Source organism: Candidatus Annandia pinicola (assembly GCF_020541245.1).
GTDB classification, from domain to species: domain Bacteria; phylum Pseudomonadota; class Gammaproteobacteria; order Enterobacterales; family Enterobacteriaceae_A; genus Annandia; species Annandia pinicola.
In genome coordinates this window covers 255,770-281,093 of sequence record NZ_CP045876.1, presented here as the reverse complement: position 1 = coordinate 281,093, position 25,324 = coordinate 255,770, and the positions used below count along the sequence as shown (strand labels likewise).

The 25,324-nt window shown below is 19.8% G+C and carries 32 protein-coding genes and 4 tRNA genes; 28 read left to right on the top strand and 8 right to left on the bottom strand.

Features of this window, described 5'->3' with window-relative positions; genetic code table 11:
* The first annotated feature begins 36 nt into the window (after positions 1 to 36).
* The 17 genes from rplN to rplQ all read left to right on the top strand — a co-directional run bounded on the left by rplN (position 37) and on the right by rplQ (position 8,439).
* Positions 37 to 408: a 50S ribosomal protein L14 gene (rplN, locus tag GFK87_RS01440; RefSeq protein ID WP_226798984.1), complete on the top strand. Its 372-nt coding sequence runs from the start codon at positions 37 to 39 to the stop codon at positions 406 to 408.
* Between the two features lie 11 nt (positions 409 to 419).
* On the top strand, positions 420 to 731 hold the full coding sequence (gene rplX, locus GFK87_RS01435) for a 50S ribosomal protein L24 (RefSeq protein WP_226798982.1): 312 nt from the start codon (positions 420 to 422) through the stop codon (positions 729 to 731).
* 61 nt (positions 732 to 792) lie between these two features.
* Positions 793 to 1,284: a 50S ribosomal protein L5 gene (gene rplE / locus GFK87_RS01430; RefSeq protein WP_408610805.1), complete on the top strand. Its 492-nt coding sequence runs from the start codon at positions 793 to 795 to the stop codon at positions 1,282 to 1,284.
* 11 nt (positions 1,285 to 1,295) lie between these two features.
* Positions 1,296 to 1,601 carry a 30S ribosomal protein S14 gene (gene rpsN, locus GFK87_RS01425; protein ID WP_226798978.1) on the top strand — a complete coding sequence of 102 codons (306 nt, stop codon included), beginning with the start codon at positions 1,296 to 1,298 and terminating at the stop codon, positions 1,599 to 1,601.
* A gap of 32 nt (positions 1,602 to 1,633) precedes the next feature.
* Positions 1,634 to 2,029, top strand: coding sequence for a 30S ribosomal protein S8 (rpsH, locus tag GFK87_RS01420; RefSeq protein ID WP_226798976.1), 396 nt, complete (start codon positions 1,634 to 1,636; stop codon positions 2,027 to 2,029).
* A 30-nt stretch (positions 2,030 to 2,059) separates the two neighbouring features.
* Positions 2,060 to 2,593: a 50S ribosomal protein L6 gene (gene rplF / locus GFK87_RS01415; RefSeq protein ID WP_226798974.1), complete on the top strand. Its 534-nt coding sequence runs from the start codon at positions 2,060 to 2,062 to the stop codon at positions 2,591 to 2,593.
* Position 2,594: 1 nt separating this feature from the next.
* On the top strand, positions 2,595 to 2,954 hold the full coding sequence (gene rplR / locus GFK87_RS01410; RefSeq protein ID WP_408610800.1) for a 50S ribosomal protein L18: 360 nt from the start codon (positions 2,595 to 2,597) through the stop codon (positions 2,952 to 2,954).
* A gap of 24 nt (positions 2,955 to 2,978) precedes the next feature.
* The gene (gene rpsE, locus GFK87_RS01405) at positions 2,979 to 3,464 is read left to right on the top strand and encodes a 30S ribosomal protein S5 (protein WP_226798972.1); all 486 of its coding nucleotides are present in this window, start codon (positions 2,979 to 2,981) and stop codon (positions 3,462 to 3,464) included.
* Positions 3,465 to 3,489: 25 nt separating this feature from the next.
* Positions 3,490 to 3,666 (top strand): 50S ribosomal protein L30, encoded by a 177-nt coding sequence (gene rpmD / locus GFK87_RS01400; protein ID WP_226798970.1) that lies wholly within the window; start codon positions 3,490 to 3,492, stop codon positions 3,664 to 3,666.
* A 3-nt stretch (positions 3,667 to 3,669) separates the two neighbouring features.
* The gene (rplO, locus tag GFK87_RS01395) at positions 3,670 to 4,104 is read left to right on the top strand and encodes a 50S ribosomal protein L15 (protein ID WP_226798968.1); all 435 of its coding nucleotides are present in this window, start codon (positions 3,670 to 3,672) and stop codon (positions 4,102 to 4,104) included.
* A 24-nt stretch (positions 4,105 to 4,128) separates the two neighbouring features.
* Positions 4,129 to 5,397, top strand: a complete 1,269-nt coding sequence (gene secY / locus GFK87_RS01390) for a preprotein translocase subunit SecY (RefSeq protein WP_226798966.1) — start codon at positions 4,129 to 4,131, stop codon at positions 5,395 to 5,397.
* 23 nt (positions 5,398 to 5,420) lie between these two features.
* Positions 5,421 to 5,537, top strand: a complete 117-nt coding sequence (rpmJ, locus tag GFK87_RS01385) for a 50S ribosomal protein L36 (protein ID WP_226798964.1) — start codon at positions 5,421 to 5,423, stop codon at positions 5,535 to 5,537.
* A gap of 62 nt (positions 5,538 to 5,599) precedes the next feature.
* Positions 5,600 to 5,956, top strand: a complete 357-nt coding sequence (gene rpsM / locus GFK87_RS01380; RefSeq protein WP_226798962.1) for a 30S ribosomal protein S13 — start codon at positions 5,600 to 5,602, stop codon at positions 5,954 to 5,956.
* A gap of 22 nt (positions 5,957 to 5,978) precedes the next feature.
* Entirely contained in the window at positions 5,979 to 6,359 is a 381-nt protein-coding gene (gene rpsK, locus GFK87_RS01375) for a 30S ribosomal protein S11 (protein ID WP_226798960.1), read from the top strand.
* A gap of 36 nt (positions 6,360 to 6,395) precedes the next feature.
* Positions 6,396 to 7,016, top strand: coding sequence for a 30S ribosomal protein S4 (rpsD, locus tag GFK87_RS01370; RefSeq protein WP_226798958.1), 621 nt, complete (start codon positions 6,396 to 6,398; stop codon positions 7,014 to 7,016).
* A gap of 24 nt (positions 7,017 to 7,040) precedes the next feature.
* Positions 7,041 to 8,090 (top strand): DNA-directed RNA polymerase subunit alpha, encoded by a 1,050-nt coding sequence (locus tag GFK87_RS01365; RefSeq protein ID WP_226798956.1) that lies wholly within the window; start codon positions 7,041 to 7,043, stop codon positions 8,088 to 8,090.
* Positions 8,068 to 8,439, top strand: coding sequence for a 50S ribosomal protein L17 (rplQ, locus tag GFK87_RS01360; RefSeq protein ID WP_226798954.1), 372 nt, complete (start codon positions 8,068 to 8,070; stop codon positions 8,437 to 8,439). The genes GFK87_RS01365 and rplQ overlap by 23 nt, the downstream gene beginning before the upstream one ends.
* A gap of 289 nt (positions 8,440 to 8,728) precedes the next feature.
* Here the strand turns inward: rplQ and fmt are convergent, their stop codons facing one another.
* The gene (fmt, locus tag GFK87_RS01355; protein WP_226798952.1) at positions 8,729 to 9,667 is read right to left on the bottom strand and encodes a methionyl-tRNA formyltransferase; all 939 of its coding nucleotides are present in this window, start codon (positions 9,665 to 9,667) and stop codon (positions 8,729 to 8,731) included.
* Positions 9,668 to 10,183, bottom strand: a complete 516-nt coding sequence (gene def / locus GFK87_RS01350; RefSeq protein WP_226798950.1) for a peptide deformylase — start codon at positions 10,181 to 10,183, stop codon at positions 9,668 to 9,670.
* A gap of 145 nt (positions 10,184 to 10,328) precedes the next feature.
* Here def and aroE point away from each other — a divergent pair, with 145 nt between their 5' ends.
* The 11 genes from aroE (at position 10,329) to dapF (ending at position 20,007) form a co-directional block, all read left to right on the top strand.
* On the top strand, positions 10,329 to 11,138 hold the full coding sequence (gene aroE, locus GFK87_RS01345; RefSeq protein WP_226798948.1) for a shikimate dehydrogenase: 810 nt from the start codon (positions 10,329 to 10,331) through the stop codon (positions 11,136 to 11,138).
* Between the two features lie 154 nt (positions 11,139 to 11,292).
* Positions 11,293 to 11,365, top strand: a tRNA-Trp gene (locus GFK87_RS01340).
* A 117-nt stretch (positions 11,366 to 11,482) separates the two neighbouring features.
* On the top strand, positions 11,483 to 13,135 hold the full coding sequence (gene ilvG, locus GFK87_RS01335; RefSeq protein ID WP_226798946.1) for an acetolactate synthase 2 catalytic subunit: 1,653 nt from the start codon (positions 11,483 to 11,485) through the stop codon (positions 13,133 to 13,135).
* A gap of 4 nt (positions 13,136 to 13,139) precedes the next feature.
* Positions 13,140 to 13,367, top strand: a complete 228-nt coding sequence (locus tag GFK87_RS01330) for an acetolactate synthase 2 small subunit (protein WP_226798944.1) — start codon at positions 13,140 to 13,142, stop codon at positions 13,365 to 13,367.
* A 67-nt stretch (positions 13,368 to 13,434) separates the two neighbouring features.
* Complete coding sequence (ilvD, locus tag GFK87_RS01325) at positions 13,435 to 15,267, top strand: dihydroxy-acid dehydratase (protein ID WP_226798942.1); 1,833 nt, start codon at positions 13,435 to 13,437, stop codon at positions 15,265 to 15,267.
* A 40-nt stretch (positions 15,268 to 15,307) separates the two neighbouring features.
* Positions 15,308 to 16,789 carry a ketol-acid reductoisomerase gene (gene ilvC, locus GFK87_RS01320; protein ID WP_226798940.1) on the top strand — a complete coding sequence of 494 codons (1,482 nt, stop codon included), beginning with the start codon at positions 15,308 to 15,310 and terminating at the stop codon, positions 16,787 to 16,789.
* A 40-nt stretch (positions 16,790 to 16,829) separates the two neighbouring features.
* Positions 16,830 to 17,183 carry a thioredoxin gene (trxA, locus tag GFK87_RS01315; RefSeq protein ID WP_226798937.1) on the top strand — a complete coding sequence of 118 codons (354 nt, stop codon included), beginning with the start codon at positions 16,830 to 16,832 and terminating at the stop codon, positions 17,181 to 17,183.
* Positions 17,184 to 17,228: 45 nt separating this feature from the next.
* Positions 17,229 to 18,785 (top strand): transcription termination factor Rho, encoded by a 1,557-nt coding sequence (gene rho, locus GFK87_RS01790; RefSeq protein WP_408610799.1) that lies wholly within the window; start codon positions 17,229 to 17,231, stop codon positions 18,783 to 18,785.
* A 183-nt stretch (positions 18,786 to 18,968) separates the two neighbouring features.
* A tRNA-His gene (locus tag GFK87_RS01300) sits at positions 18,969 to 19,041 on the top strand.
* Between the two features lie 37 nt (positions 19,042 to 19,078).
* A tRNA-Pro gene (locus GFK87_RS01295) sits at positions 19,079 to 19,152 on the top strand.
* Positions 19,153 to 19,170: 18 nt separating this feature from the next.
* Positions 19,171 to 20,007 (top strand): diaminopimelate epimerase, encoded by an 837-nt coding sequence (gene dapF, locus GFK87_RS01290; protein WP_226798935.1) that lies wholly within the window; start codon positions 19,171 to 19,173, stop codon positions 20,005 to 20,007.
* Positions 20,008 to 20,103: 96 nt separating this feature from the next.
* Here dapF and ssb read toward each other — a convergent pair whose 3' ends face one another.
* The 6 genes from ssb to GFK87_RS01260 all read right to left on the bottom strand — a co-directional run bounded on the left by ssb (position 20,104) and on the right by GFK87_RS01260 (position 25,301).
* Entirely contained in the window at positions 20,104 to 20,604 is a 501-nt protein-coding gene (gene ssb / locus GFK87_RS01285; RefSeq protein WP_226798933.1) for a single-stranded DNA-binding protein, read from the bottom strand.
* 88 nt (positions 20,605 to 20,692) lie between these two features.
* Positions 20,693 to 20,765: transfer RNA gene (locus GFK87_RS01280), tRNA-Ile, on the bottom strand.
* A 53-nt stretch (positions 20,766 to 20,818) separates the two neighbouring features.
* On the bottom strand, positions 20,819 to 22,648 hold the full coding sequence (gene typA / locus GFK87_RS01275; RefSeq protein ID WP_226798931.1) for a translational GTPase TypA: 1,830 nt from the start codon (positions 22,646 to 22,648) through the stop codon (positions 20,819 to 20,821).
* A 130-nt stretch (positions 22,649 to 22,778) separates the two neighbouring features.
* Entirely contained in the window at positions 22,779 to 23,105 is a 327-nt protein-coding gene (locus GFK87_RS01270) for a hypothetical protein (RefSeq protein ID WP_226798929.1), read from the bottom strand.
* Between the two features lie 17 nt (positions 23,106 to 23,122).
* Positions 23,123 to 23,620, bottom strand: a complete 498-nt coding sequence (locus GFK87_RS01265) for a TIGR00645 family protein (RefSeq protein ID WP_226798927.1) — start codon at positions 23,618 to 23,620, stop codon at positions 23,123 to 23,125.
* 85 nt (positions 23,621 to 23,705) lie between these two features.
* The gene (locus GFK87_RS01260; protein ID WP_226798925.1) at positions 23,706 to 25,301 is read right to left on the bottom strand and encodes a sigma-70 family RNA polymerase sigma factor; all 1,596 of its coding nucleotides are present in this window, start codon (positions 25,299 to 25,301) and stop codon (positions 23,706 to 23,708) included.
* Positions 25,302 to 25,324 lie beyond the last annotated feature (23 nt).

Genomic DNA, 25,324 nt, shown 5'->3' with positions numbered 1-25,324 from the left:
TAATATAAAAAAATATTATTTTTATGGAAATTAAAAATGATTTATGAACAAACTGTATTAAATGTAGCTGATAATTCTGGAGCTAAAAAAGTAATGTGTATTAAAGTTTTAGGAGGATCAAAAAAAAAATATGCTAATATTGGAGATATTATTAAAATAACTGTTAAAGAAGCAATTCCTAAAAGTAAAGTAAAAAAAGGTGAAGTATTTAAAGCAGTTATAGTAAGAACAAAAAAAGGAGTTAGAAGATTAGATTGGTCTATTATAAGATTTGATAGTAATGCATGCGTAATATTAAATAATACAAATGATCAACCAATTGGTACACGTATTTTTGGACCTATAACTCGTGAATTAAGAAATTCTAAATTTATGAAAATAATTTCTTTAGCACCTGAAGTTTTATAAAAGGTAAATAAATGAAATATAAAATTAAAAATAGAGATTATATAATTATTACAAAAGGTAAAGATAAGGGTAAAATTAGTATAGTTAAAAATATTTTTAATAATGGTAAGGTTTTAATATATAATTTAAATATAAAAAGAAAACATTTAAAAGTTTCTAAAATAAAAAAAATTTACGGTATTATACCTAAAGAAAATTATATAAATATTTCTAACATTGCTATTTTTAATCCTTATACAAACAAAGCAGATAAAATAAAATTTAAATTTGTATTAGGTAAAAAAATAAGATTTTTCAAATCAAATGGATTTAATATTATATAAATGGAAATATATGGAAATAAATTTAAAAAAGTTTTATAAAAATAATGTAATTAAAAAAATAATGTTAAAGTCATATTATTATTCAGTTATGCAAGTACCGAGATTAATTAAAATTATATTAAATATAGGTATTGGAAGTAATTTTAATGATAAAAAAACTTTAAATTATGCATTATCTGATTTAACTGCTATTACAGGGAGAAAACCAATAATAACTAAAACAAAAAAATCTATAGCTGGTTTTAAAATAAGAAAAGGATTTCCTATTGGTTGTAAAGTAACATTAAGAAAAAATATTATGTGGGAATTTTTAAAAAAATTAATACATATTGCTATACCTCGTATTAGAGATTTCCGTGGTTTATCTAAAAAGTCCTTTGATGGTTATGGTAATTATAATTTAGGAATTAAAGAACAAATAATATTTCCAGAAATTAATTATAATAAAATTGATCGTATTAGGGGTTTAGACATTAATATTATAACTACTGCTAAAAATAATAATGAAGCATTTAATTTATTATCTGAACTTAATTTTCCTTTCCGTAAATAAAGGATAATTTAATGGCTAAAAAAAGCTTAATAGAAAGAAATAATAAACGTATAAGGTTATCAAAAAAATTTTTTAAGAAAAGAGAATTATTAAAAAAAATAATTAAAGATATAAAAATAAAAAAAGAAGATCGTTGGGATGCAATTATAAAATTACAAAAATTACCTAGAGATTCTAGTACAATTCGTCAAAGAAATAGATGTAAACAAACAGGAAGAGCAAATTCTTTCATAAGAAGATTTGGTTTAAGTCGTATTAAATTACGTGAGTTTGCTATGCGTGGAGATATTCCTGGATTAACAAAATCAAGTTGGTAAATTATAAAAAAAAATAGGAAATATATATATAAATGAATATACAAGATCCTATATCTGATATGATAAATCATATTCGTAATAGTCAAATTGTAAAAAAAAAAAAAATTACTATGTATTCTTCAAAATTAAAGAATTCTATTTCTAAAATTTTAAAAGAAGAAGGATATATTGAAGATTTTAATATTATTAATAAAAATAAAAAAAAAATATTGGAAATTAAATTAAGATACTTTAAAAATAAATCAGTTATATATAATATAAATCGTGTAAGTAAACCAAGTTTAAGAATATATAAAAATAAAAATAATTTACCTAAAATAATTGCAGGATTGGGTATAGCAATAGTATCAACTTCTAAAGGATTAATGACAGATCATAACGCTCGTAAATATGGTCTAGGTGGTGAAATTATTTGTTATGTATCTTAAAAAAATAATTAAGGAGGGAAAATAATTTAAATGTCTCGTGTTGCTAAAATACCAATTGTAATACCCGAAAAAATAAAAGTAAAAATTAAAAATAATAAAATTATTATAAAAAATAATATAAATAAACTAATAGTTAATATAAATAGATTAGTTAAAATTGAAAAAATTAAAAATAAAATAATATTTAAACCTTACAAAGATAATAAAAATAGTTGGATACAATCAGGAACAATAAGATCGATCGTTAATAATATGATTATTGGAATTACTAAAGGTTTTACTAAAAAATTAAATATTATCGGTATAGGTTATAGAGCTTCTATAAAAAATAATATTATTGAATTTTTTTTAGGTTATTCTCATACTATTATTTATAAATTACCAAAAGATGTTAATGCAGTATGTTTATCACAAAATGAAATTGTTCTTAAAAGTATAAATAAACAATCTATAGGTCAAGTTGCTGCTAATATAAGATCTTATAGAAAACCAGAACTTTATAAAGGTAAAGGTATTCGTTATAGTGATGAAATAATAAATCTTAAAGAAGCTAAGAAAAAATAATATGATTAATAAAAAAAAGCGTCGTTTAAATCGTGCAATTCATATAAGATACAAAATAAGAAAAAATAAAAATATAGTATTGGTAGTTAATAAAACATTACGTCATATATATGCACAAATAATAATATATAAAGATGATTCACGAGTATTAGTATCAGCATCAACTTTAGAAAAAAAAATTAGAAAACAAATAAATTATACTAAAAATAAAAATTCAGCTAGTGTTATAGGAAAAATAATAGCTAAAAGATCATTAAATATAGGAATTAATAAAGTTGCATTTGATAGATCTGGTTTTAAATATCATGGATGTATACTTGAATTAGCTAAATCCGCTAGAAAAAATGGTTTAATATTTTAATATTTTAATTATAAGGTATGTAAATTGTTAAAAAAAAAAAATAAAGAAAAATTAAAAGAAAAACTTGTAGCTGTTAATCGTGTTTCTAAAACTGTAAAAGGAGGTAGAGTTTTCTCATTTACAGCTCTTATGGTTGTAGGAAACTGTAATGGTTTAATTGGATTTGGTTATGGTAAATCCCGTGAAGTTCCTATAGCTATAAAAAAAGGAATAGATAAAGCAAAAAAAAAATTAATTAAAATAGAATTAAATGATAATACTATACATTATGCAATTAAAAGTCATTATACAGGATCAACTATTTTTATGAAACCAGCATCTCCTGGTACTGGAATTATTGCGGGAGGAGCAATGAGATCTTTATTAGAAGTATCTGGAATTAGTGATATATTAGCTAAATCTTACGGATCTACAAATCCTATAAATGTAGTTAAAGCTACTATTAATGGTTTAATAAATATTCAATCACCTAAAAAAATTTATCAAAAAAGAGGTAAAATTTATTTATAAAAAAAACTAAATTATAAAATAATATATGAATAAAATTTATATTACTCAAATTAAAAGTTCAATAGGAATATTACCAAAACATAAAGCTACATTAAATGGTTTGGGTTTAAAAAAAATTGGTCATACTGTTTTAAGAAAAGATACAGAATCTATAAGAGGTATGATTAATTTAATAAGTTATATGATAAAAATTGGAAAATAATATATGTATTTAAATAATTTATCTTATAATAAAGGTACTAAAAAGAAAAAAAAAAGATTAGGTAGAGGTATTGGTTCTTGTTACGGTAAAACATGTGGTAAAGGTCATAAAGGACAAAAATCTAGATCTGGTGGAAAAATAAAAAGAGGATTTGAAGGAGGTCAAACACCATTATATCGTAGATTACCAAAATTTGGATTTAAAACAAAAAAAAACATTTTAACACAAGAGATTAAATTATCTAATTTAAATATTATTAAAAATACTGTTATAGATATTTATACATTAAAAAAATATAATTTAATTAAAAAAAATATTAAAAATATAAAAATTATTCTTTTTGGAAAAATATATTCTAGAAAAATAATTTGTAATATAAAAACTACTTTAAAATCTTATATAAAAATAAAAAATTTAGGTGGGGTTGTTGATACTTAAAAATGTTAATTAGTTTATTTTAATATGAAAAAAAAAGAATTAAAATATAGATTATGTTTTTTATTAATATCAATTATATTTTTACGTATAGGTTCTTTTATTCCTATTCCAAGTATTAATATTAATAATTTTAATAAAATTATTAATTACAATAATAATAATTTTATTGAATTATTAAATATATATTCAGGTGGTGCTTTATTACATGCATCTATTTTTACTTTAGGATTAATACCTTATATATCATCATCTATTTTTATACAAACATTAAATATTTTAAATAAAAAAATATTAAATATTAAAAAAAATGATATAAATAGCAATTTTATAATAAATAAATATATTAAATATACTGCTTTAATATTATCTATTATACAATCAATTATTATTACTTCAGTTTTATTAAATTCATTTAATACATCTGAATTAATATTATGTAATAATTTATTTGTTACATATTTTATTAATACTATTAGTTTAGTAACAGGAACAATGTTTTTAATATGGTTAGGAGATCAAATTACAAAATATAGTTTTGAAAATGGTATTTCTATTATTATATGTATTAATATTTTATCTAAATTACCATATTGTTTTTTTAATATAATAAATCAAATAAAATTAAATAATATTACAATATTTGAATTTATTATTTTTAATATAATTACAATTTTTATAATTTTATTAATTATTATTATAGAAAATAGTAATAAAAAAATAATAGTAGAATATTTAAATAATAATTATAATAAAATTAAAAAAAATATTTATTTATCATTTAAAATTAATATTTCTGGTATTATGCCAGCAATATTTTCATCAAGTTTAATGTTTATAATTAAACTTTTAATTTTAAGATATCATAATTTTATAATATCTTCATTAAATAATGATAATACATTTTTATTATTATGTCAAATATTAAATTTATTATTATATATTTTTGTTATTATTGTTTTTTGTTTTACATATAATAATATAATATTTGAAGATATGGAAATATCTAAATATTTAAAAAAATCAGATATTATAATACCAGGTATAATGCCAGGATTAAAAACTAAAAAATTTTTATATAAAATTATAAAAAAATTAACATTCATAAGTTCTATATATATTTCTATAATTTGTTTAATTCCTGAATTAATTAAATATTTTACTAAATTACCTTTTTATTTAAATGGAATTTCTTTATTAATAATTATAATTACTATTATGGAATGTATTAAACAAATTGAAACTATAAAATTAAATAATGAATATAATTATAAAAAAAATATTTTTTTAAATTAATATTTTTTTTAATAGGAATTTATATGAAAGTTAAAGCATCAGTTAAAAAATTGTGTCATAAATGTAAAATTATTCGTCGTAAAAGAATTGTTCGTTTAATTTGTGAAGCAAAACCAAGACATAAACAAAGACAGGGTTAATTTTTATTATTACAATTAATAATTAAAATTAATAATAATATTTTTAAATATAGGAGTTAAAATTGGCTCTTTTTGCAGGTATAAACATTCCTGATAATAAACGAACTATAATAGCATTAACATATATATATGGAATTGGTAAAAATATTTCAAAAAAAATATGTAAAATTGCTAATATAAAAGATAATGTTAAAACTAATTTATTATCAAGTATACAAAAAGAAATTTTAAGAAAAGAAATATCTAAATTAATAGTTGAAGGTGATTTAAAAAGAAAGTTAATATTAAATATTAAAAGATTAATAGATTTAAAATGTTATAGAGGTGTTTTTCATCGAAGAAAATTACCAGTAAGAGGCCAAAGAACTAAAACTAATGCTAGAACACGTAAAGGACCAAAAAAATCTATTAAAAAATAAATAAATATTAGGTAAAATTAATATGGTAAAAACAAAAAAAAAAAAATTAGAAAAACAATATATTGATGGTATTATTCATATTTATGCATCATTTAATAATACAATAATTACTGTTACTGATAGATTTGGTAATACTTTAGGATGGAAAACTTCAGGAGGTTCAGGATTTAGAGGCTCTAGAAAATCAACTCCTTTTGCATCTCAAACTGCAGCTGAAACTTGTGCAGCATTAGCAAAAAATTATGGTATAAAAAATTTAATTATTATGGTAAATGGTCCTGGACCTGGTAGAGAATCAGCAATTCGTGTATTTAATACTTTAAATTTTAATATTACTAATATTTATGATATTACACCAATACCTCATAATGGTTGTAGGCCTCCTAAAAAACGTAGAGTATAATTAAAATTATAAAATAGGAATATAAAATAAATAAAAATGTCTAAATATTTAGGACCTAAATTAAAACTTAGTCGTCGTGAAAAAACAGATTTATTTTTAAAATCAGGTATAAGAAATATTGAAACTAAATGTAAATTTAGTACATATCCTGGTCAACATGGTGCAAAAAAAATAAGAATTTCAGATTATGGAACTCAATTAAGAGAAAAACAAAAATTAAAACGTATTTATGGAATTTTAGAAAATCAATTCAGTAATTATTATAAACTAGCAAAAAAACTAAAAGGAAATACTGGAGAAAATTTATTAATAGTAATAGAAAGGCGTCTTGATAATATAGTTTATAGAATGGGGTTATCTTCTACTAGATTAGAAGCACGTCAGTTAATTAATCATAATAATATAATGATTAATTATAATATAGTAAATATACCTTCATATTTAGTCTCTATATCAGATATAATTAGTATAAAAAAAAATTGTAAAATAAAAAAAAAAATAAAAAAATGTTTAGAAATAAATAAAATTAAACCAAAACCATTATGGTTAATGATAAATAAAAATTATATGGAAGGTATTATTATTAGAATGCCTCATAGAAAAGAAATTTTAGAAGAAATTAACGAGCATTTAATTATAGAATTTTATTCTAAATAAATAATATATTATATTGGAAATATTATGGAAATAAATGAAAAATTTTTTTCTTTTCCTAATTTAATAAAAATTGAAAATGAAAGCCTTAAAAAATCAAAAGTAACAATTGAACCCTTAGAAAAAGGTTTAGGTCATACTTTAGGAAATTCATTAAGAAGAACATTAATGTCATTAATACCAGGTTATGCGATAACTCAAATAATGATTAAAAATATTAGACATGAATATGAATATAAAATAGGTTTAAGGGAAGATATTTCAGAAATTATATTAAATATAAAACAAATATCATGTAGAATTATTGAAAATACCCATGCTTTTATATACTTAAATAAAAAAGGAATTGGCCCTGTTTTATCTGGAGATATTTATCATAATAAAAATGTTAAAATATATGATAAAAAACATGTTATATGTCATTTAACTAGTGAAAGCTCTTCTATTTGTATGAGAATGAAAGTTCAAGCTGGAAAAGGATATGAACCTGCATATGATACTGATACTAATAGTACAAGAGATGAATATAGCAAAGATTGTATAATGTTAGATGCTTATTATAGCCCTATAAAACATGTAATGTATAATGTTGAATCTTCTCGTATCGGTAAAAACACTAATTTTGATAAATTAATTTTATATGTTGAAACTAATAGTGTTATGACTCCAGAATATGCTATTCGTTATGCATCTAGAATTTTATCTTCACAATTGCAAACATTTGTAAATTTAACTGATACTACTGAAATAGAACCTGAAGAAGAATTACCTGAATTTAATCCAATATTATTATATCCAATAGATATTTTAGAATTACCTGTAAGAGCTATTAATTGTTTAAAATCAGAAGTAATATACTATGTAGGTGATTTAGTACAAATTAAGGAATCAGAATTAATTAGTACTCCAAATTTAGGAAAAAAATCAATTTCAGAAATAAAAATTATTTTATCTTATCATGGATTACATTTAGGAACTATACTAGATAATTGGCAAGATAAAAAAAAAGAATTACAAGAAGAAAACAGTAAAAATAAAAAAAAAGGAATAACTTATGAGGCATCTAAAATATGGTAAAAAATTAAATCGTACAAGAAGTCATTTAAAATCTATGTTAAGAAATATGATTGTTAGTTTAATAAATTTTGAAATGATAAAAACTACTTCAACTAAAGCAAAATTATTAAAAAAAACAATTGAACCTATTATCAGTATTTCTAAACAAGATAATCATCATAATAGAATTATTTTATTTTCAATTTTAAGAAGTAAAGAAGCAATAATAAAATTATTTAATATTTTAGGTCCTAGATTAAAAAATGAAAATGGAGGTTATACTAAAATTATAAAATATAATTATCGTCGTAATGATGGAGCAATGATGTCTTATATTATGTTTAAAGATTTTTATTTTAAATTTTCTTAATATTTACAATTATTAAATATTTAGTTTTTTTTATTTTATTTTTACAATTATAAAATGATAAATTATTTTAATATTAATTATAATTTTTTTTACTAAATTTTCACTATTTTAATATTAAACTCAAACTAACCCCCCCCCCCTAAAAAAAAACAAATTAATTTATAAAATTTTTAAAAATTTAAAAAAAAATACATTGGCCCTACCTAACTTTTTTTTTTTTAGACTTAATTTTAACTATAAATATCATACAAATTACAATTTTTATAAAACATAATTTTTTATAATTTATTTAATTAATTATATTTTTTAAAATAAAAATATTATAAATATTATTCAAATTTTTTTTAACTTTAACTTTATTTTTACCTGAAAATTGAATTTCTTTTAAAATTAAAATACCACTAATAGTATTAATATTAATTCCATTATTATTAATACTTATAATTTCTCCTATATTATATTTATTATTTTTAATAAAATTAACATCTATTTTAAAAACTTTTATATATATTTTTTTTATTAAAAAAAAACATACTGGCCATAAATTAAATGCTTTTATAAATCTTTTTAAAAAAATTGCTGGTAAATACCATTTAATTCTAGCATTTTTTTTTTTTATTTTATATGCATAAGTTGAATAAAAATTATTTTGTTTTTCTAATAAAAATTTTTTTTTTACAATTAAATTTAAAGATATTATTAAACTTTCAATTCCTATATAAATTATTTTTTTATATAAATTATTAATATTATCTTTATCTTTAATAATACAAATACTTTTAAATATAATATCTCCTTCATCTAAATATTTATTAATTTTTATAATTGTAACACCTGTTTTTTTATCTCCATACAATATTGCATGTTGTATTGGTGATGAACCCCTCCATCTAGGTAAAATAGAAAAATGTACATTAATACAACCAAATTTTGGAATATTAAAAATTTTTTTAGGTATAATATTACCATATGAAGAAATAATAATTATATCTGGTTTTAAAAAAAATATTTTATAATATATATCTAATAAAAATTTAGGTTGTAAAATAGGTATTTTATAATATTTAGATAAAATTTTAATTTTTGAATATTTTTTTTTTTTATCCAATAATTTATCATATTTAGTAATAATAGCAATAATTTTATATTTTAATTTAAATAGATATTTTAAATATTTTTCAGCAATAAATGAAGTTCCAATAAAAATTATTTTTAATGATTTTAACAATTAAAAACTCCTAATAATAGTATTTTTTTTTAACTTTAAATATTTATTTTTAATTGTTTCTATTTTATAAAATGGTAAATAATCAATAATTAACTTACCTATTAAATGATCCATTTCATGTTGAATACAAAAAGATAATAAATTAGAAGCTTTTAATCTAAATAATTTACCATATTGATCATAAGCTTCTATTATTATTATTTTAAATCTTGGAATTGAATTCATATAATTAGGTATAGAAATACACCCTTCATGATTATGTGATAAATTATTTTTATATATAAATTTAGGATTTATCAATATTAAAGGTTTATTATGATCATTCGAGATATCAATTACTATAATTTGTTTTTGAACATTTATTTGATTAGCAGCTAAACCAATTCCTACATTATCATACATAATTTTTAACATATTTTTTATTAAGTAATTGTTTTTTTCACCAAATATTTTTATTTTTTTAGAATTTAAACGTAATCTTTTATCAGGATAATATAATAAATTTGATATTAACATATTTTTTTTTAATTTAAAAAATAAATTTTATTAAATTAAAATATAAAATAATAATTATTTATTTTATTAAAATAAATATTTTTTTATATTTTTTTTATTTATATAAAAATTAAATAAATAAATAATAAAATGAAATTAAAATAACATGAAAAAAATTGCTTTGTTTGGAAATCCTGTTTATCATAGTAAATCTCCTATAATAAATAAAATATTTTCTAATAATACTAATATAATATATTCTTATACTAAAGTAAATATACCAAAAAAAAATTTTTTTACTGTTTCAAAAAATTTTTTTTATTCTGGAGGTTACGGAGCTAATATAACATTACCATTTAAAAAAAAAGCATTACATTTATGTGATTTATTAACAAAAAGAGCTATTTTATCTAAATCAGTTAATGTTATAACTAGGTTTAAAAATAAATATTTATTAGGAGATAATACTGATGGTATAGGTTTTATTAATGATTTAAAAAGATTATTTTGTTGTTATACAAAAAAAAAAATTTTAATAATAGGAGCAGGTGGTGCTGCTAGGGGAATAATCCCCCAATTATTATTATATCATAATAAAATTACAATTACAAATAGAACTATAGAAAAAGCAAAAAATATATCTAAAGAATTTAAAAATTTAGGAAAAATAAAATATATAAAAGATATAAATTTATGTAAAAAAAAATTTGATATTATTATTAATGCTACGTCATGTAGTATTAATAATAAAATTCCAAAATTATCAGATAATATTATAAATTCAAAAACATTTTGTTATGATATGATGTATAGTAAAAATAAAACTTCATTTTTAAAATGGTGTTCTAAAAAAAGTATGAATATATATGATGGTTTAGGAATGTTAGTATCTCAAGCAGCTTATTCATTTTTTTTATGGCATAATAAAATGCCATCAATAGATTTATCAATAAAAATATTAAAAAAATGCATATAATTTATTTAAATAAAACTTTAAATTAAATAAATATTAATGTATAATATTTATTAATTATAATTATAAAAAAAATAAAATAATTATTATAATTTATTAATTAAAATAGTATTAATAAAATTATAAAAATAATATAAATTTATTTTTATAAATAAAAAGGGGTGTAGTTCAATTGGTAGAGCGTCGGTCTCCAAAACCGAAAGTTGTGGGTTCGAGTCCCTCCACCCCTGTTTTATAAATTTTATATAATTTAATTTTTAAAAAAATATGTTATATAAAATAATATATTTTTTTTAAATATATTATAAATTATAAAATTACTATGAATAAAAATTATAAAAATAAATATGATAGGAGCACAATATCTTATTCATAAATTATCTAGATTAGGTGTAGAAGTTGTGTTTGGTTATCCTGGAGGTGCAATAATGCCTGTATATGATGCTATATATAAAAGCAATATTAAACATATATTATGCAGACATGAACAGGGAGTAATTATGTCAGCAATTGGATATGCTAGATCTACCAATAAAATAGGAGTTTGTATTGTTACTTCTGGACCCGGGGCTACAAATCTTATTACAGGTTTATCTGATGCATTTATAGATTCTGTTCCTATAATAGCTATTACAGGTCAAGTTTCATCTAATTTAATAGGTAGTGATGCATTTCAAGAAGTTGATATGATTAGTCTTTCTTTATCTTGTACTAAACATAGTTTTTTAATAAATTCAATTGATAAAATGTCATTAATTATTAATAAATCATTTGAAATATCTAAAATAGGTAGACCAGGTCCAATATTAATAGATATACCTAAGGATATACAATTAAGTAAAATTAATATTAAAAATATTAAAAAAAAAAAAAAAAAAAATAAAAAAAATTTTTTTTATAATAAAAAAATTTTAAAAAAAATAATTTTTTTAATAAAAAAATCAAAAAAACCTATTATATATGCAGGTGGTGGTATAGGTATAGCTAAAGCAATTAATTCATTTAAAAAATTTATAAAAATTACAGGTATTCCTACAGTAGTAACTTTAAAAGGAATAGGTGTAATAAACTCATATCATAGTAAATATTATCTTGGTATGATTGGAATGCATGGTAATCAATCTGCTAATTTAGCAGTACAAGAATGTGATTTATTAATAGCAATTGGATCTAGATTTGATGACAGAGTAACTGGAAATTTAAAAAATTTTGCTAATTTAGCTAATGTTATTCATTTAGATATTGATTTTTCTGAAATTAACAAGGTTCGTAATGCTAATTTATATTTATGTGGTGATTTAAATAATATATTACCCATGTTAACAATAAAAATTAATATTAGTAAATGGCAAAATAAAATAATTTTACTTAAAAAAAGATATGGTTATAACTATAAAAATAATTTAAAAAAAATATGGGCTCCTTATTTATTAAAAAAATTATCAGAAATTAAACCTAAAAATACAATTATTACTACAGATGTTGGTCAACATCAAATGTGGGTAGCTCAACATATAGAATTCTATTATAATAAAGAATTTATTTCTTCTAGTGGTTTAGGCAGTATGGGGTTTGGTATACCATCAGCAATTGGAGCACAAATTGCTAAACCTAAAAAAACAGTAATTTGTATAACTGGAGATGGTTCATTTATAATGAATATACAAGAATTAAATACTATAAAAAGATATAATTTACCAATTAAAATTTTATTATTAGATAATAGAAGATTAGGAATGGTTAGACAATGGCAAGAATTATTTTTTTTTAGTAGATATAGTGAAACTAATCTTGATGATAATCCCGATTTTATAAAATTAGCCGACTCATTTAATATTGAAGGTAAAAATATTAGTAAAACTAAAGAAATAAAAAAATCATTAAAAATATTTTTTAAAACTAAAAAATCTTACTTACTACATGTATCAATTGATAAATATGATAATGTATGGCCTTTAGTACCACCTGGTGTAAGTAATACAGATATGATAGAATATTAAATAAATGTATAAATATAAAGTTTTTATTCAAATAAGTTTTAAACCAGAAATATTAGAAAGAATTATAAGAATTTTAAGACATCGTGGTTTTATAAATATTAATTTAAATTATAAATATGATTTTAATATTAAAAAAGTTAATATTAAAATTATTTTATTAAGTTATAAAAATTCAAAAATATTAAAATATCAATTAAAAAAAATAATAGATATAAATATATTATTTATATAATTTATCTTTTTAAAAAAATATAATTTGTTTTTTTAGTTTTAATCAAAGGTAAAAAATCAATATATTTATGATACAGTATCGTTCTAATACTTCTAAAAAAGGATCAGGTGCTAGAGCTTTATGGCGTGCAACAGGAATGAAAGATAATGATTTTGATAAACCTATAATTGCAGTAGTTAATTCTTTTACTCAATTTGTTCCAGGACATATTCATTTACGTGATGTAGGTTTAATAGTATCTCAACAAATTAATAATTGTGGTGGTGTTGCAAAAGAATTTAATACTATAGCTATTGATGACGGTATAGCTATGGGGCATAGTGGAATGTTATATTCTTTACCATCAAGAGATTTAATTGCTGATTCTATAGAATATATGATAAATGCTCATTGTGTTGATGCAATGGTATGTATATCTAATTGCGATAAAATAACTCCTGGTATGTTAATGGCATCTCTAAGATTAAATATTCCAACTATATTTGTATCTGGAGGTCCAATGGAATCTGGGAGATTAAATATTAATGGTTTTAAAAAAAAATTAGATTTAGTAGATGCTATAATGTATGATAATAAAATTAAAAAAAATAAAAAATATAATAGTATTGATATAGAAAAATCTGCATGTCCTACATGTGGTTCTTGTTCAGGAATGTTTACAGCAAATTCTATGAATTGTTTAATAGAAGCATTAGGTTTATCGTTACCTGGTAATGGTTCTTTATTAGCAACTCATTTTGATAGAAAAAAAATGTTTATATATGCTGGGCAAAGAATAGTAAAATTATCAAAATTTTTTTATGAAGATAATAAAAGTTATGTATTACCTAGAAATATTGCTAATTTAAATTCTTTTAAAAATGCAATGACATTAGATATAGCTATGGGTGGTTCTACAAATACTATATTACATTTATTAGCAGCAGCTCAAGAAGCAAAAATAAATTTTAATATGAAAGATATTGATATTTTATCTAAAAAAGTTCCTCATTTATGCAAAGTTTCACCAAGTTCTAAAAAATTTTATATGGAAGATGTACATAGAGCTGGTGGTGTAATGAGAATTTTAGGAGAATTAAATAGAATAGATTTATTAAACACAAACGTAATTAATATTCTGGGATATAGTTTAAAAGAAACCTTAAAATTATATGATATATCAGTAACAAAAGATAAAAATATAAAAAATATGTATAAAGCAAAACCATCAGGTAAACATAATATTAAAGCTTTTTCACAAAATAATAAATGGAAAAAATTAGATTTAGATTTTAAAAATGGATGTATCAGATCTAAAAAATTTTCTTTTAGTCAAGATGGTGGTTTAGCTGTATTATATGGTAATATAGCTCAAAATGGTTGTATAGTAAAAACTGCTGGTGTAAAAAAAAACATGTTATATTTTGAAGGTCCTGCAAAAGTATACGATAGTCAAGAATTAGCAATTAAAGATATTATTTCTGGAATGATATTACCAGGAGATGTTATTGTAATTAGATATGAAGGACCTAAAGGTGGTCCAGGAATGCAAGAAATGTTATATCCAACAACTTATTTAAAATCAATGGGAATAGATAAATATTGTGCATTAATTACAGATGGTAGATTTTCTGGAGGAACTTCAGGTTTATCAATTGGTCATATTTCACCAGAAGCTGCTAATAAAGGTAATATTGCTTTAATAAAAAATAAAGATATTATAAAAATTGATATACCAAATAGGTCAATTAATGTTAAATTATCAGATTATATTTTAAAAAAACGTATAATTAAAGAAAAAAAAAAAAAAAAATTATCTTATACTCCATTAAATCGTAAACGTAAAATATCTAAAACATTATTATATTATTCATATTTTGTATCAAGTGCTGATAAGGGTGCAATAAGAAAATTTTTATAAAATAAAAATTAGTAAAAAATATAAGGAATCTTTAAATAATATGAATAATTATTTTAATCAACTTAATTTTAGAAAAAAATTAAAAAATCTAAAAAAATGTAGATTAATGTCTTCACAAGAATTTTCATTAAAATGTAAATTTATTAGAAATAAAAAAATAGTTATTATAGGTTGTGGAGCACAGGGATTAAACCAAGGATTAAATATGCGTGATTCAGGTTTAAATATTTCCTACGCTTTAAAAAAAAAATCTATTAAAGATAAAAATATTTCTTGGAGAAGAGCAACTAAAAATAAATTTTTAGTTGATAGTTATCAAAAATTAATACCTGAAGCTGATATAGTTATAAATTTAACTCCTGATAAACAACATAGTAAAATAATAAAATTAATTCAACCATTAATGAAAAAAAAATCTATTTTAGGTTATTCTCATGGTTTTAATATTGTTGAAATGGGTGAAAAAATAAGAAATGATATTACTGTTATTATGGTTGCTCCAAAATGTCCAGGAACTGAAGTAAGAGAAGAATATAAAAAAGGTTTTGGAGTTCCAGCTTTAATTGCGGTACATCCAGAAAACGATCCTTTTAATAAAGGAATAGAAATTGCTAAATCTTGGGCTTATGCTATTGGATCACATAGAGCTGGGGTTTTAGAATCATCTTTTATAGCAGAAGTTAAATCTGATTTAATGGGTGAACAAACTATTTTATGTGGTTTATTACAAACAAGTTCTATATTATTATATAATAAATTAATTAAAGATGGTTTTGATAAAGGATTTTCTTGTAAGTTAATTCAATATGGATGGGAAACTATTACAGAATCTTTAAAATATGGTGGTATTACATTAATGATGAATCGTTTATCTAATTCATCTAAAATTAGAGCTTTTGATTTATCTTTAAAATTAAAAATTATTTTAAGACCATTATTTGAAAAACATATGGATGATATAATTTCTGGTGATTTTTCTAAAAATATGATGAAAGATTGGAATAACAATGATGTAAATTTATTAAATTGGCGTAAAAAAACAAATTGTTGTGAATTTGAAAAAGCTCCATTATATGATAAAAATATTAATGAACAAGAATATTTTGATCGTGGATTAATTATGGTTGCTTTAATAAAAGCAGGTGTAGAATTATCTTTTGAAATTATGGTAGAAACAGGTATTTTACCAGAATCTGCTTATTATGAATCTCTTCATGAATTACCTTTAATTGCAAATACAATTGCTCGTAAACGTTTATATGAAATGAATTTAGTAATTTCTGATACAGCTGAATATGGAAATTATTTATTTTTCAATAAAGCAATTACTTATTTAGAAAATTTTGTAAATAAACTAAATAAATATGATTTAGGTTTTTCTAAAAAAGAACCTATATCAATTGATAATAAAAAATTATTAAATATTGATTTAAAAATACAACAACATACAATAGAAAAAGTAGGTGTAAAATTAAGAAAATATATGATTAATACTAAGTTAATATATAAAAATAATAAGTAAAAGGAATAAAATTATTTTTAGTTTTATAGGAAATAAAATAATGTCTAATAAAAATAGTAATATTATAAATATTACAAATAATAATTTAGATAAAATATTAAAAAAATCTAAGAAATTATTATTAATAGATTTTTGGGCAACCTGGTGTAACCCATGCAAATTATTATCTCCTATTATAAATGAAATATCTTATAAATATATAAAAAAAATTGAAGTTTATAAAATTAATATAGATGAAAATAAAGATACTGTATCAAAATATAATATTAAAACTATACCCACAATTTTTTTTTTTAGGAATAATAAATTATTATATAAAATTTATGGTATTCAAACTAAAAGTAATATTTGTAGTTTAATTGATAAACATTTGAAGTTATTTAGTAATATTTAGTTAGTAAATATGTTTTAATTAGATTTAGAATTTAGATTTTTTTTTATGATCAATTTTGTAGGAATAAGAAAATTTAATAGATTAGAGAAAATATTAAACGTTGTTATCAATATAAAACATAAAACAATAAGATTATTTCCCAGGTATATAATTATTTTTTTTATGCTTAAAATTAATATTAAAATTGGTATTATAATGTTAGGTAGTGGTATTATAGAAATAGTAAATCTAAAATTTGGTTTTTTAAGATCTATATACAATAATTATTACTCAGGAATAAATGATATATATATATCATTAAGAAAAATAAAAAAATTTAGTTTAAAAACAGGTGATATGATAATTGGAAAAATTATACCACCAGGTTTTTATGAACGTTATTTCTCATTAATAGATATTATAACTATAAATTCTAATATACCAAAAATAAGTATTACAAGAGTTGATTTTGATAGTTTAGTACCACTATATCCTAATTTTCATTTAAATATGGAAAGAGAAATAAAAGAAGAAATAAAAAAAGAAGAAAATAAAGAAAAAATAGAAGAAAATAAAGAAGAAAATAAAGAAGAAAATAAAAAAGAAATAGAAGAAAAAATAGAAGAAAATAAAGAAGAAAATAAAGAAAAAATAGAAGAAAATAAAGAAGAAAATAAAAAAGAAATAGAAGAAAATAAAGAAGAAACAGAAGAAGAAAGAGAAAAAAGAAAAAAAAAAGAAGAAGAAAGAAGAGAAAAAGAAAAAGAAAAAATAAAAAAAGAAAAAAGAAAAAAACTAATTTATGATAATATAGCTTCTCGTATATTAGATTTAATAACTCCTATAGGTAATGGCCAAAGAGGTTTAATTGTTGCTCCCCCAAAAGCAGGTAAAACTATTCTTTTACAAAATATTGCTGATAGTATTTCTTATAATTATAAAAATCATTTTTTAATTGTATTGTTAATAGATGAAAGACCTGAAGAAGTAACTGAAATGAAAAAATTAATCAAAGGAGAGGTATTATATTCTACTTTTGATGAACCAGCATATAAACATATACATATTTCAGAAATAATTATTGAAAAAGCAAAAAGAATGGTTGAAAATAGTAATAATGTTGTAATATTATTAGATTCCTTAACCAGATTAACTAGAGCTTATAATTCTATAATTCCAAGTTCTGGAAAAACTTTAACTGGAGGAGTTGATTCAAATTCTTTGTATCGTCCTAAAAGATTTTTTGGATCAGCTAGAAATTTTCAAGAAGGAGGTAGTTTAACTATTATTGCTACTATTTTAATTAAAACAGGTTCTAAAATGGATGAAATAATCTACGAAGAATTTAAGGGCACAGGAAATATGGAATTACATCTTTCTAGAAAAATAGCTAATAAAAGAGTTTTTCCGGCAATAGATTATATTAAATCAAGTACTAGGAAAGAAGAATTATTAATTAAATGTAATGAATTAGAAAAAATATATCTATTAAGAAAAATATTAAGTTTTATGAATAAAGTTGATGCAATAAGATTTTTATTAAAAAATATAAAAAAAACTAAAAACAATAAAATTTTGTTAAACAATTTAAAGCGTCAATTAAAAAATAATTTAATAATTTAAATTAAAAAAACAATAAAAAAAATATATGTATAAAAAATTTTTTTTATTGATTAATAAAAATTTTTATGATATTATGTATAATAATAATAAGTTGTTTTTTGAAATTAATTATTAATCATCTTTCTGAAAAATATTTTTATTATTTAAATAATTTTTATTTAAAAAAAATAATTGTTAAATATGGTGGTCATAGCTCAGTTGGCAGAGCTCTGGATTGTGGTTCCAGTAGTCATGGGTTCGATTCCCATTGATCACCCAATAATTAAAATCTATAATAGTATTTTATTACATAACGGTGAGTGGCGCAGCTTGGTAGCGTAACTGGTTTGGGACCAGTTGGTCAGAGGTTCAAATCCTCTCTCACCGATTTTTATAAAGGAATAAAATGAAATTTTCTAAAATGCATGGTTTAGGTAATGATTTTATTATTATAAATAATATAATTGAAAAAATTAGATTTACTAAACAATTAATTATTAATTTATCAAATAGATATTTAGGAATTGGTTTTGATCAATTGCTTTCTATAGAATTACCATATAATAAAAATTATGATTTTCATTATAGAATTTTTAATTCAAATGGTAATGAAGTAACACAATGTGGTAATGGAGTAAGATGTTTTGCATATTATCTAAAAAAAAAAAAAATGATAAATAAAAATAAAATTAAAATAAAAACTAATAATAAAAAAATGTTATTAGAAATAATAAATAAAAATAATATAAAAGTAAATATGGGTAAACCAAATTTTAATAAAAATTTTATACCATTTATAAAATGTTTTGCAAAAAATTATTATATTAAATTAAAAAAAATAAAAATTAAATTTGATACATTATCATTAGGAAATCCTCATTGTATTATACAAGTTAATAATTTAAAAAAAATAAATGTAAATTTTTTAGGATATATTATAAGTAAACATATTAGTTTTCCACAAGGAGTTAATGTTAGTTTTATGGAAATAAAGAAAACTAATTATATTAAATTAAGAGTTTATGAAAGAGATGTAGGAGAAACTAAATCTTGTGGTAGTGCTGCATGTGCAGCAGTAGCTATAGGTATAAAAAAAAAAATATTATCTAATAAAAAAGTTAAAGTAAATTTACCTGGAGGAAATTTATATATTAAATATAAAGGATTAAAAAATAATTTATATATGATAGGACCAGCATCATATGTTTATGATGGAAAAATAAATATAAAAAAATTTATATAAAATTTTATATTAAAAAATATTATTTTATAATAATAGTAATTTTTTTTAATAAATTAATTTTAAAAAAAATATTAATTATATATATAATTTTTTAAATTAAAACGGAATTTCATCATCAAAATTTATATCTTCATTATTAATATATTCTTTTTTAATACTTTCATCAACAATATTTAAATTATTATTATTTGTATTAATATTTTTTGATATTTTATTAATAATTTTATTTTTAATATCATTATTTTCTTTAATATAATTTAATATTTTCATGGTACCATTTATATTAACTATTATTTCTGTATTATATCTATATTGATTATATTTATCTTTCCATTTTTTTGTTTGTAGTGATCCCTCAATATAAAGATAAGAACCTTTTTTTAAATATTTTCTAGCTATTTCTGCAAGTTTTGCAAATAAAACTATACGATGCCATTCAGTTTTTTCCTTAATTTCACCAGTAATTTTATCTTTCCATTTATCTGAAGTAGCTAAATTTAAATTTGCTACTGCTATTCCATTTGGCATATATCTTATTTCAGGATCTTTACCTAAATATCCGATTAATATTACTTTATTAATTCCTTTATTATTCATTATTATTTTACCTTGTAAATTAAAAAAAATATTTTATATAAATATATATATTTCTTAATAACATTAATTTATTATTTATATAAAATTTTGGCTCTTGTTGGATTCGAACCAACGACCAAGCGATTATGAGTCGCGTGCTCTAACCACTGAGCTAAAGAGCCACAATATAACATATAATTATATTATATTATTTAACAAAAGTAAAGAAAATATATTATTTATAAATTTTAGTATTTTTATTATTTTTTTTTCTTTCTTGTTCAGTAAGATATATTTTTCTTAAACGTATAGAATTTGGTGTTACTTCTACCAATTCATCATGTTCAATAAAATCTAAAGATTTTTCAAGATTCATATTTATATGAGGTATTAATGATATAGCTTCATCTGATCCAGATGCCCTCATATTTGTTAACTTTTTACCAGTTAAACAATTTACCGTAAGATCATTTATACGATTATGAATTCCTATTATTTGCCCTTCATATACTTCTGTACCATGTTTAATAAATAAATTTCCTCTATTTTGTAAATTAAATAAAGCAAAAGCTACTGCTTTACCTGTTCCATTTGATATTAATACTCCATTTTTTCTTTTATTATTACTATTAGAACAAACATTACCATAATGGCTAAAAGAAGAAGACATTAAACCAGTTCCAGAAGTAATTTTTATAAATTCATTTCTAAAACCAATAATATTTTTACTAGGTATTATATATATTATATTTAATCTACCTTTATTATCTGATGTTAAATCTTTAAGTTTTCCTTTTCTTTCTCCAATAACTTTCATAATTAAACCTTGATGTTTTTCTTCAATATCTATTAATAATTCTTCAAATGGTTCTTGAATTTTACCATTAATATTAATAAAAATAACTTTAGGTTTAGAAACAGATAATTCAAAACCTTCTCTTCGCATTTTTTCTATTAAAATGGATAAATGTAATTCACCTCTTCCAGATACTTTAAAAGTATCATTTTTTTTAGTATTTTTAACATTTAAAGCAATATCATGTATCATTTCTTTTTTCAAACGTTTTAATATTTTTGATGCAGTAATTTTATTTCCTTCTTTTCCAGACATCGGTGAATTGTTAACACAAAACAACATACTAATAGTAGGTTTATCTACTTTTAACTTAGGTAAAGATTTTAAACATTTAATATCACAAATTGTATCAAATATATTTATATCTCCTAAACCTGTTATTGCTACTATATTACCAGCATCAGCTGATTTAACTTCTATTTGTTTTAAACCTAAATATATAAGTATTTTTTCAATTTTAGCATTATGTTTTTTTTTATTTTTATAATCAATAACTGATACTTGTTTATTAATACTAATACAACCTTTATTAATACGACCAATTCCTATAATACCTAAATAATTATTATAATAAACTTGTGAAATTTGCATTTGAAAACTACTATTTTTATCAGAATTTGGTTTAGGAGTATATTTTATAATAGCTTCATATAAACAATTCATATTATTAGATATTTTATTTTCACTTAAACCAGAAATACCTTTTAATGCAGATGTATATATAACTGGAAAATCTAATTGAAATTCAGTAGCATCTAAATTAATGAATAAATCAAATATTTTATTTAATACCCAATTTGGTCTTGCACTTGGTAAATCAATTTTATTAATTACAACAATTGGTCTTAAACCATGTGAAAAGGCTTTTTTTGTTACAAATCTAGTTTGAGGCATAGGTCCATCAGTAGCATCTACTACTAATAATACAGAATCTACCATAGATAGTACTCTTTCAACTTCACCACCAAAATCTGCATGACCTGGAGTATCTACTATATTAATATGATAATTATTCCATCTAATAGCAGTATTTTTAGCTAATATTGTTATACCTCTTTCTTTTTCTAAAATATTAGAATCCATTACTCTCTCTTTTATTTCTTCTTTATTAGAAAAAGTATTTGATTGTTGTAATAATTTATCTACTAAAGTTGTTTTACCATGATCAACATGAGCAATAATAGCTATATTTCTTAATTTTATATTCAATATTTTATTTCCTAATATTATTTAATTTATTTTAAAATAATATAAATTATCAAATAATTATATATTTTTTTTATATAATATAATTTTATTTTTATATTAATTAAGGATAACTAATGGAATATTTAATAAGCTATATGACATCAATATTATGGTAATAATAATAATATAAACTTTCTGATCTTAAAATTGATTTAATAATTCTATTTTTATGTTTAATATTAAAAGTAAAAGTTTCAAAATATTTTAATTTGTAATCTAAATATTTTTTATTAATATAAATATACTTATCTTCATTTTTATTTTCTTTATTTTTTTTAAAATAGTCTAAAAACTTTAATAAAAGACCAATAATATCTTCTTTTTTTTCTTCTTTTTTTTCTTGTTCTTTATAGTTATCTAAACAATTAAATTCATGATTTAATATAATATCACATAATTTTTTTCTAATATTTTTCATATTTTTCCTAAGTTTTATTATTTATTATTTATTTTTAATGTTTTATCTAAGTATCCCATAATAAAAGCAGATATTACAAAAGTAATATGTATTGTTATATATAATAATATTTTAATATTATAAATACTATTTATTTCCATAAAAATACTTAATAAATGTATAGATGATATTGCTACAATAGAAGATGAAACTTTATTTTTTAATGAATTAGAATCCATTTTACCTAACCAACGCAATTTATTCAAGTTTTTATTAATATTTATTTTAGAAATAAAATTTTCATATCCAGATAACATTATCATAATTAACAAACTTCCCATTAAAGTCATATCAACCAAAGATAATAATAATAGTATTAATTCATTTTCAGAAATATTAAAAGAATTAATTATCAAATAAATATTTATTTGAAAAAATTTTATTGTTAAAGCAATTAAACCAAAAGATAAACCTAAATATATTGGAGCTAATAACCATCTCATTGTATATATAATATTTTCTATATAATTTTCCATAATAATAAAAATTATTACCTATTAAAAATATATATTAATTATTATATGATTAAATTAATATAAATTTAAAATTTATAAAAATATATTAATCTTCTAAAAAAGATTTTAATATTAAAGATCTACTAGGATGTCTTAACTTTATTAAAGCTTTTGCTTCAATTTGACGTATTCTTTCTCTAGTAACATTAAATTGTTTACCAACTTGTTCTAAAGTATATTGACAATTCATTCCTATACCAAATCTCATACGTAATACTTTCGCTTCTCTTGAAGTTAATCCTAATAATAATGATTCAATTATTTCTTTTAAATTTGATTCAGTAGCTGATTCTATAGGTAATTTAGTAGTTTTATCCTTTATAAAATCACCTAAAGCTGCATTATTATTTTCTCCATTTGAAATCGGAGCATTTATAGAAACTGGTTCTCTAGATATTTCTAATATATGTTTTATTTTTTTTATACTCATTGACATATCTTCACTTAATTCTTCTAAAGATGGTTTTCTACCTAATATTTGAGATTTAGCTTTGGATATTCTTTTTAATTTATTAATGTTTTCAACCATGTGTACAGGTATTCTAATGGTTCTAGCTTGATCAGCTATAGCTCTTGTTATTGCTTGACGAATCCACCATGTAGAATAAGTAGAAAATTTATATCCTTTTCGGTATTCAAATTTATCAACTGATTTCATTAACCCAATATTACCTTCTTGTATAACATCTAAAAATCTTAAACCCTTATTTGTATATTTTTTTGCAATAGAAATTACTAAACGTAAATTTGATTCTATCATACGATTTTTTATAATAATAACTCTTATATTATTAATAAAAGTTTTTCTACCAATAAATATTATTTGTAATGCTTTAAGTTTTGTTTCTTTTTCAATAGATAATATTTCATTAATACATTTTTTTATTTCATTATAATAATTAAATAATTTTTTAGCCCATTTTGTTTTTCTTTTTTTAATTTTATTTACCCAATTATGATTATATTCTTTATCAAATATTTTTTTAAAATATCTTTTAGGCATTTTACATTTTACAATACAAATATTAGTTAAAATAGATATTTGTAGCTTAGTTTTTTCAATAATATCTTTAATATATTTAACTAAATAACTTAAATGTTTTTGAGAAAATTTGAAACTTGAAAATAAAAAAGATAAATTTCTAATTTTTTCTTCTTCATATTCAAAAATATTAAAGTTTTTTTTTATTAAACTATAACTATTTATATATTTTCTTATTAATTTTAAAAATTTTTTTGATATTTCATTACCATTTGTAATTAATTTATCATTTTTATAAATTTTATTTTTAGTTCTATAAATATTAGGTTTTTTTTTTATAAAATAGTATATTAAGCTACTCATTTTAAGTTTTTTTTTATTAATTCTAATAAAATTATTAACTAAATAAATCATAACTTTAGGAAATATAATAAAAACATTATAAATTTTATTATAACCAGCTTCTAATTGTTTTGATATTTTTATTTCTCCATCTCTATTTAATAATCCCATGGCCCCCATTTCTTTCATGTATAAATTAATAGGATCAATATATTTTTTAGAATTATTAATATATTTTTTTAAAGATAGTATTTTTTTTTTTTTTGTTTTTTTTTTATTTATGATTTTTTTATATATTTTTATTATTTTTTTTTTCATAGTTTTATTATTTTTAATTTTTT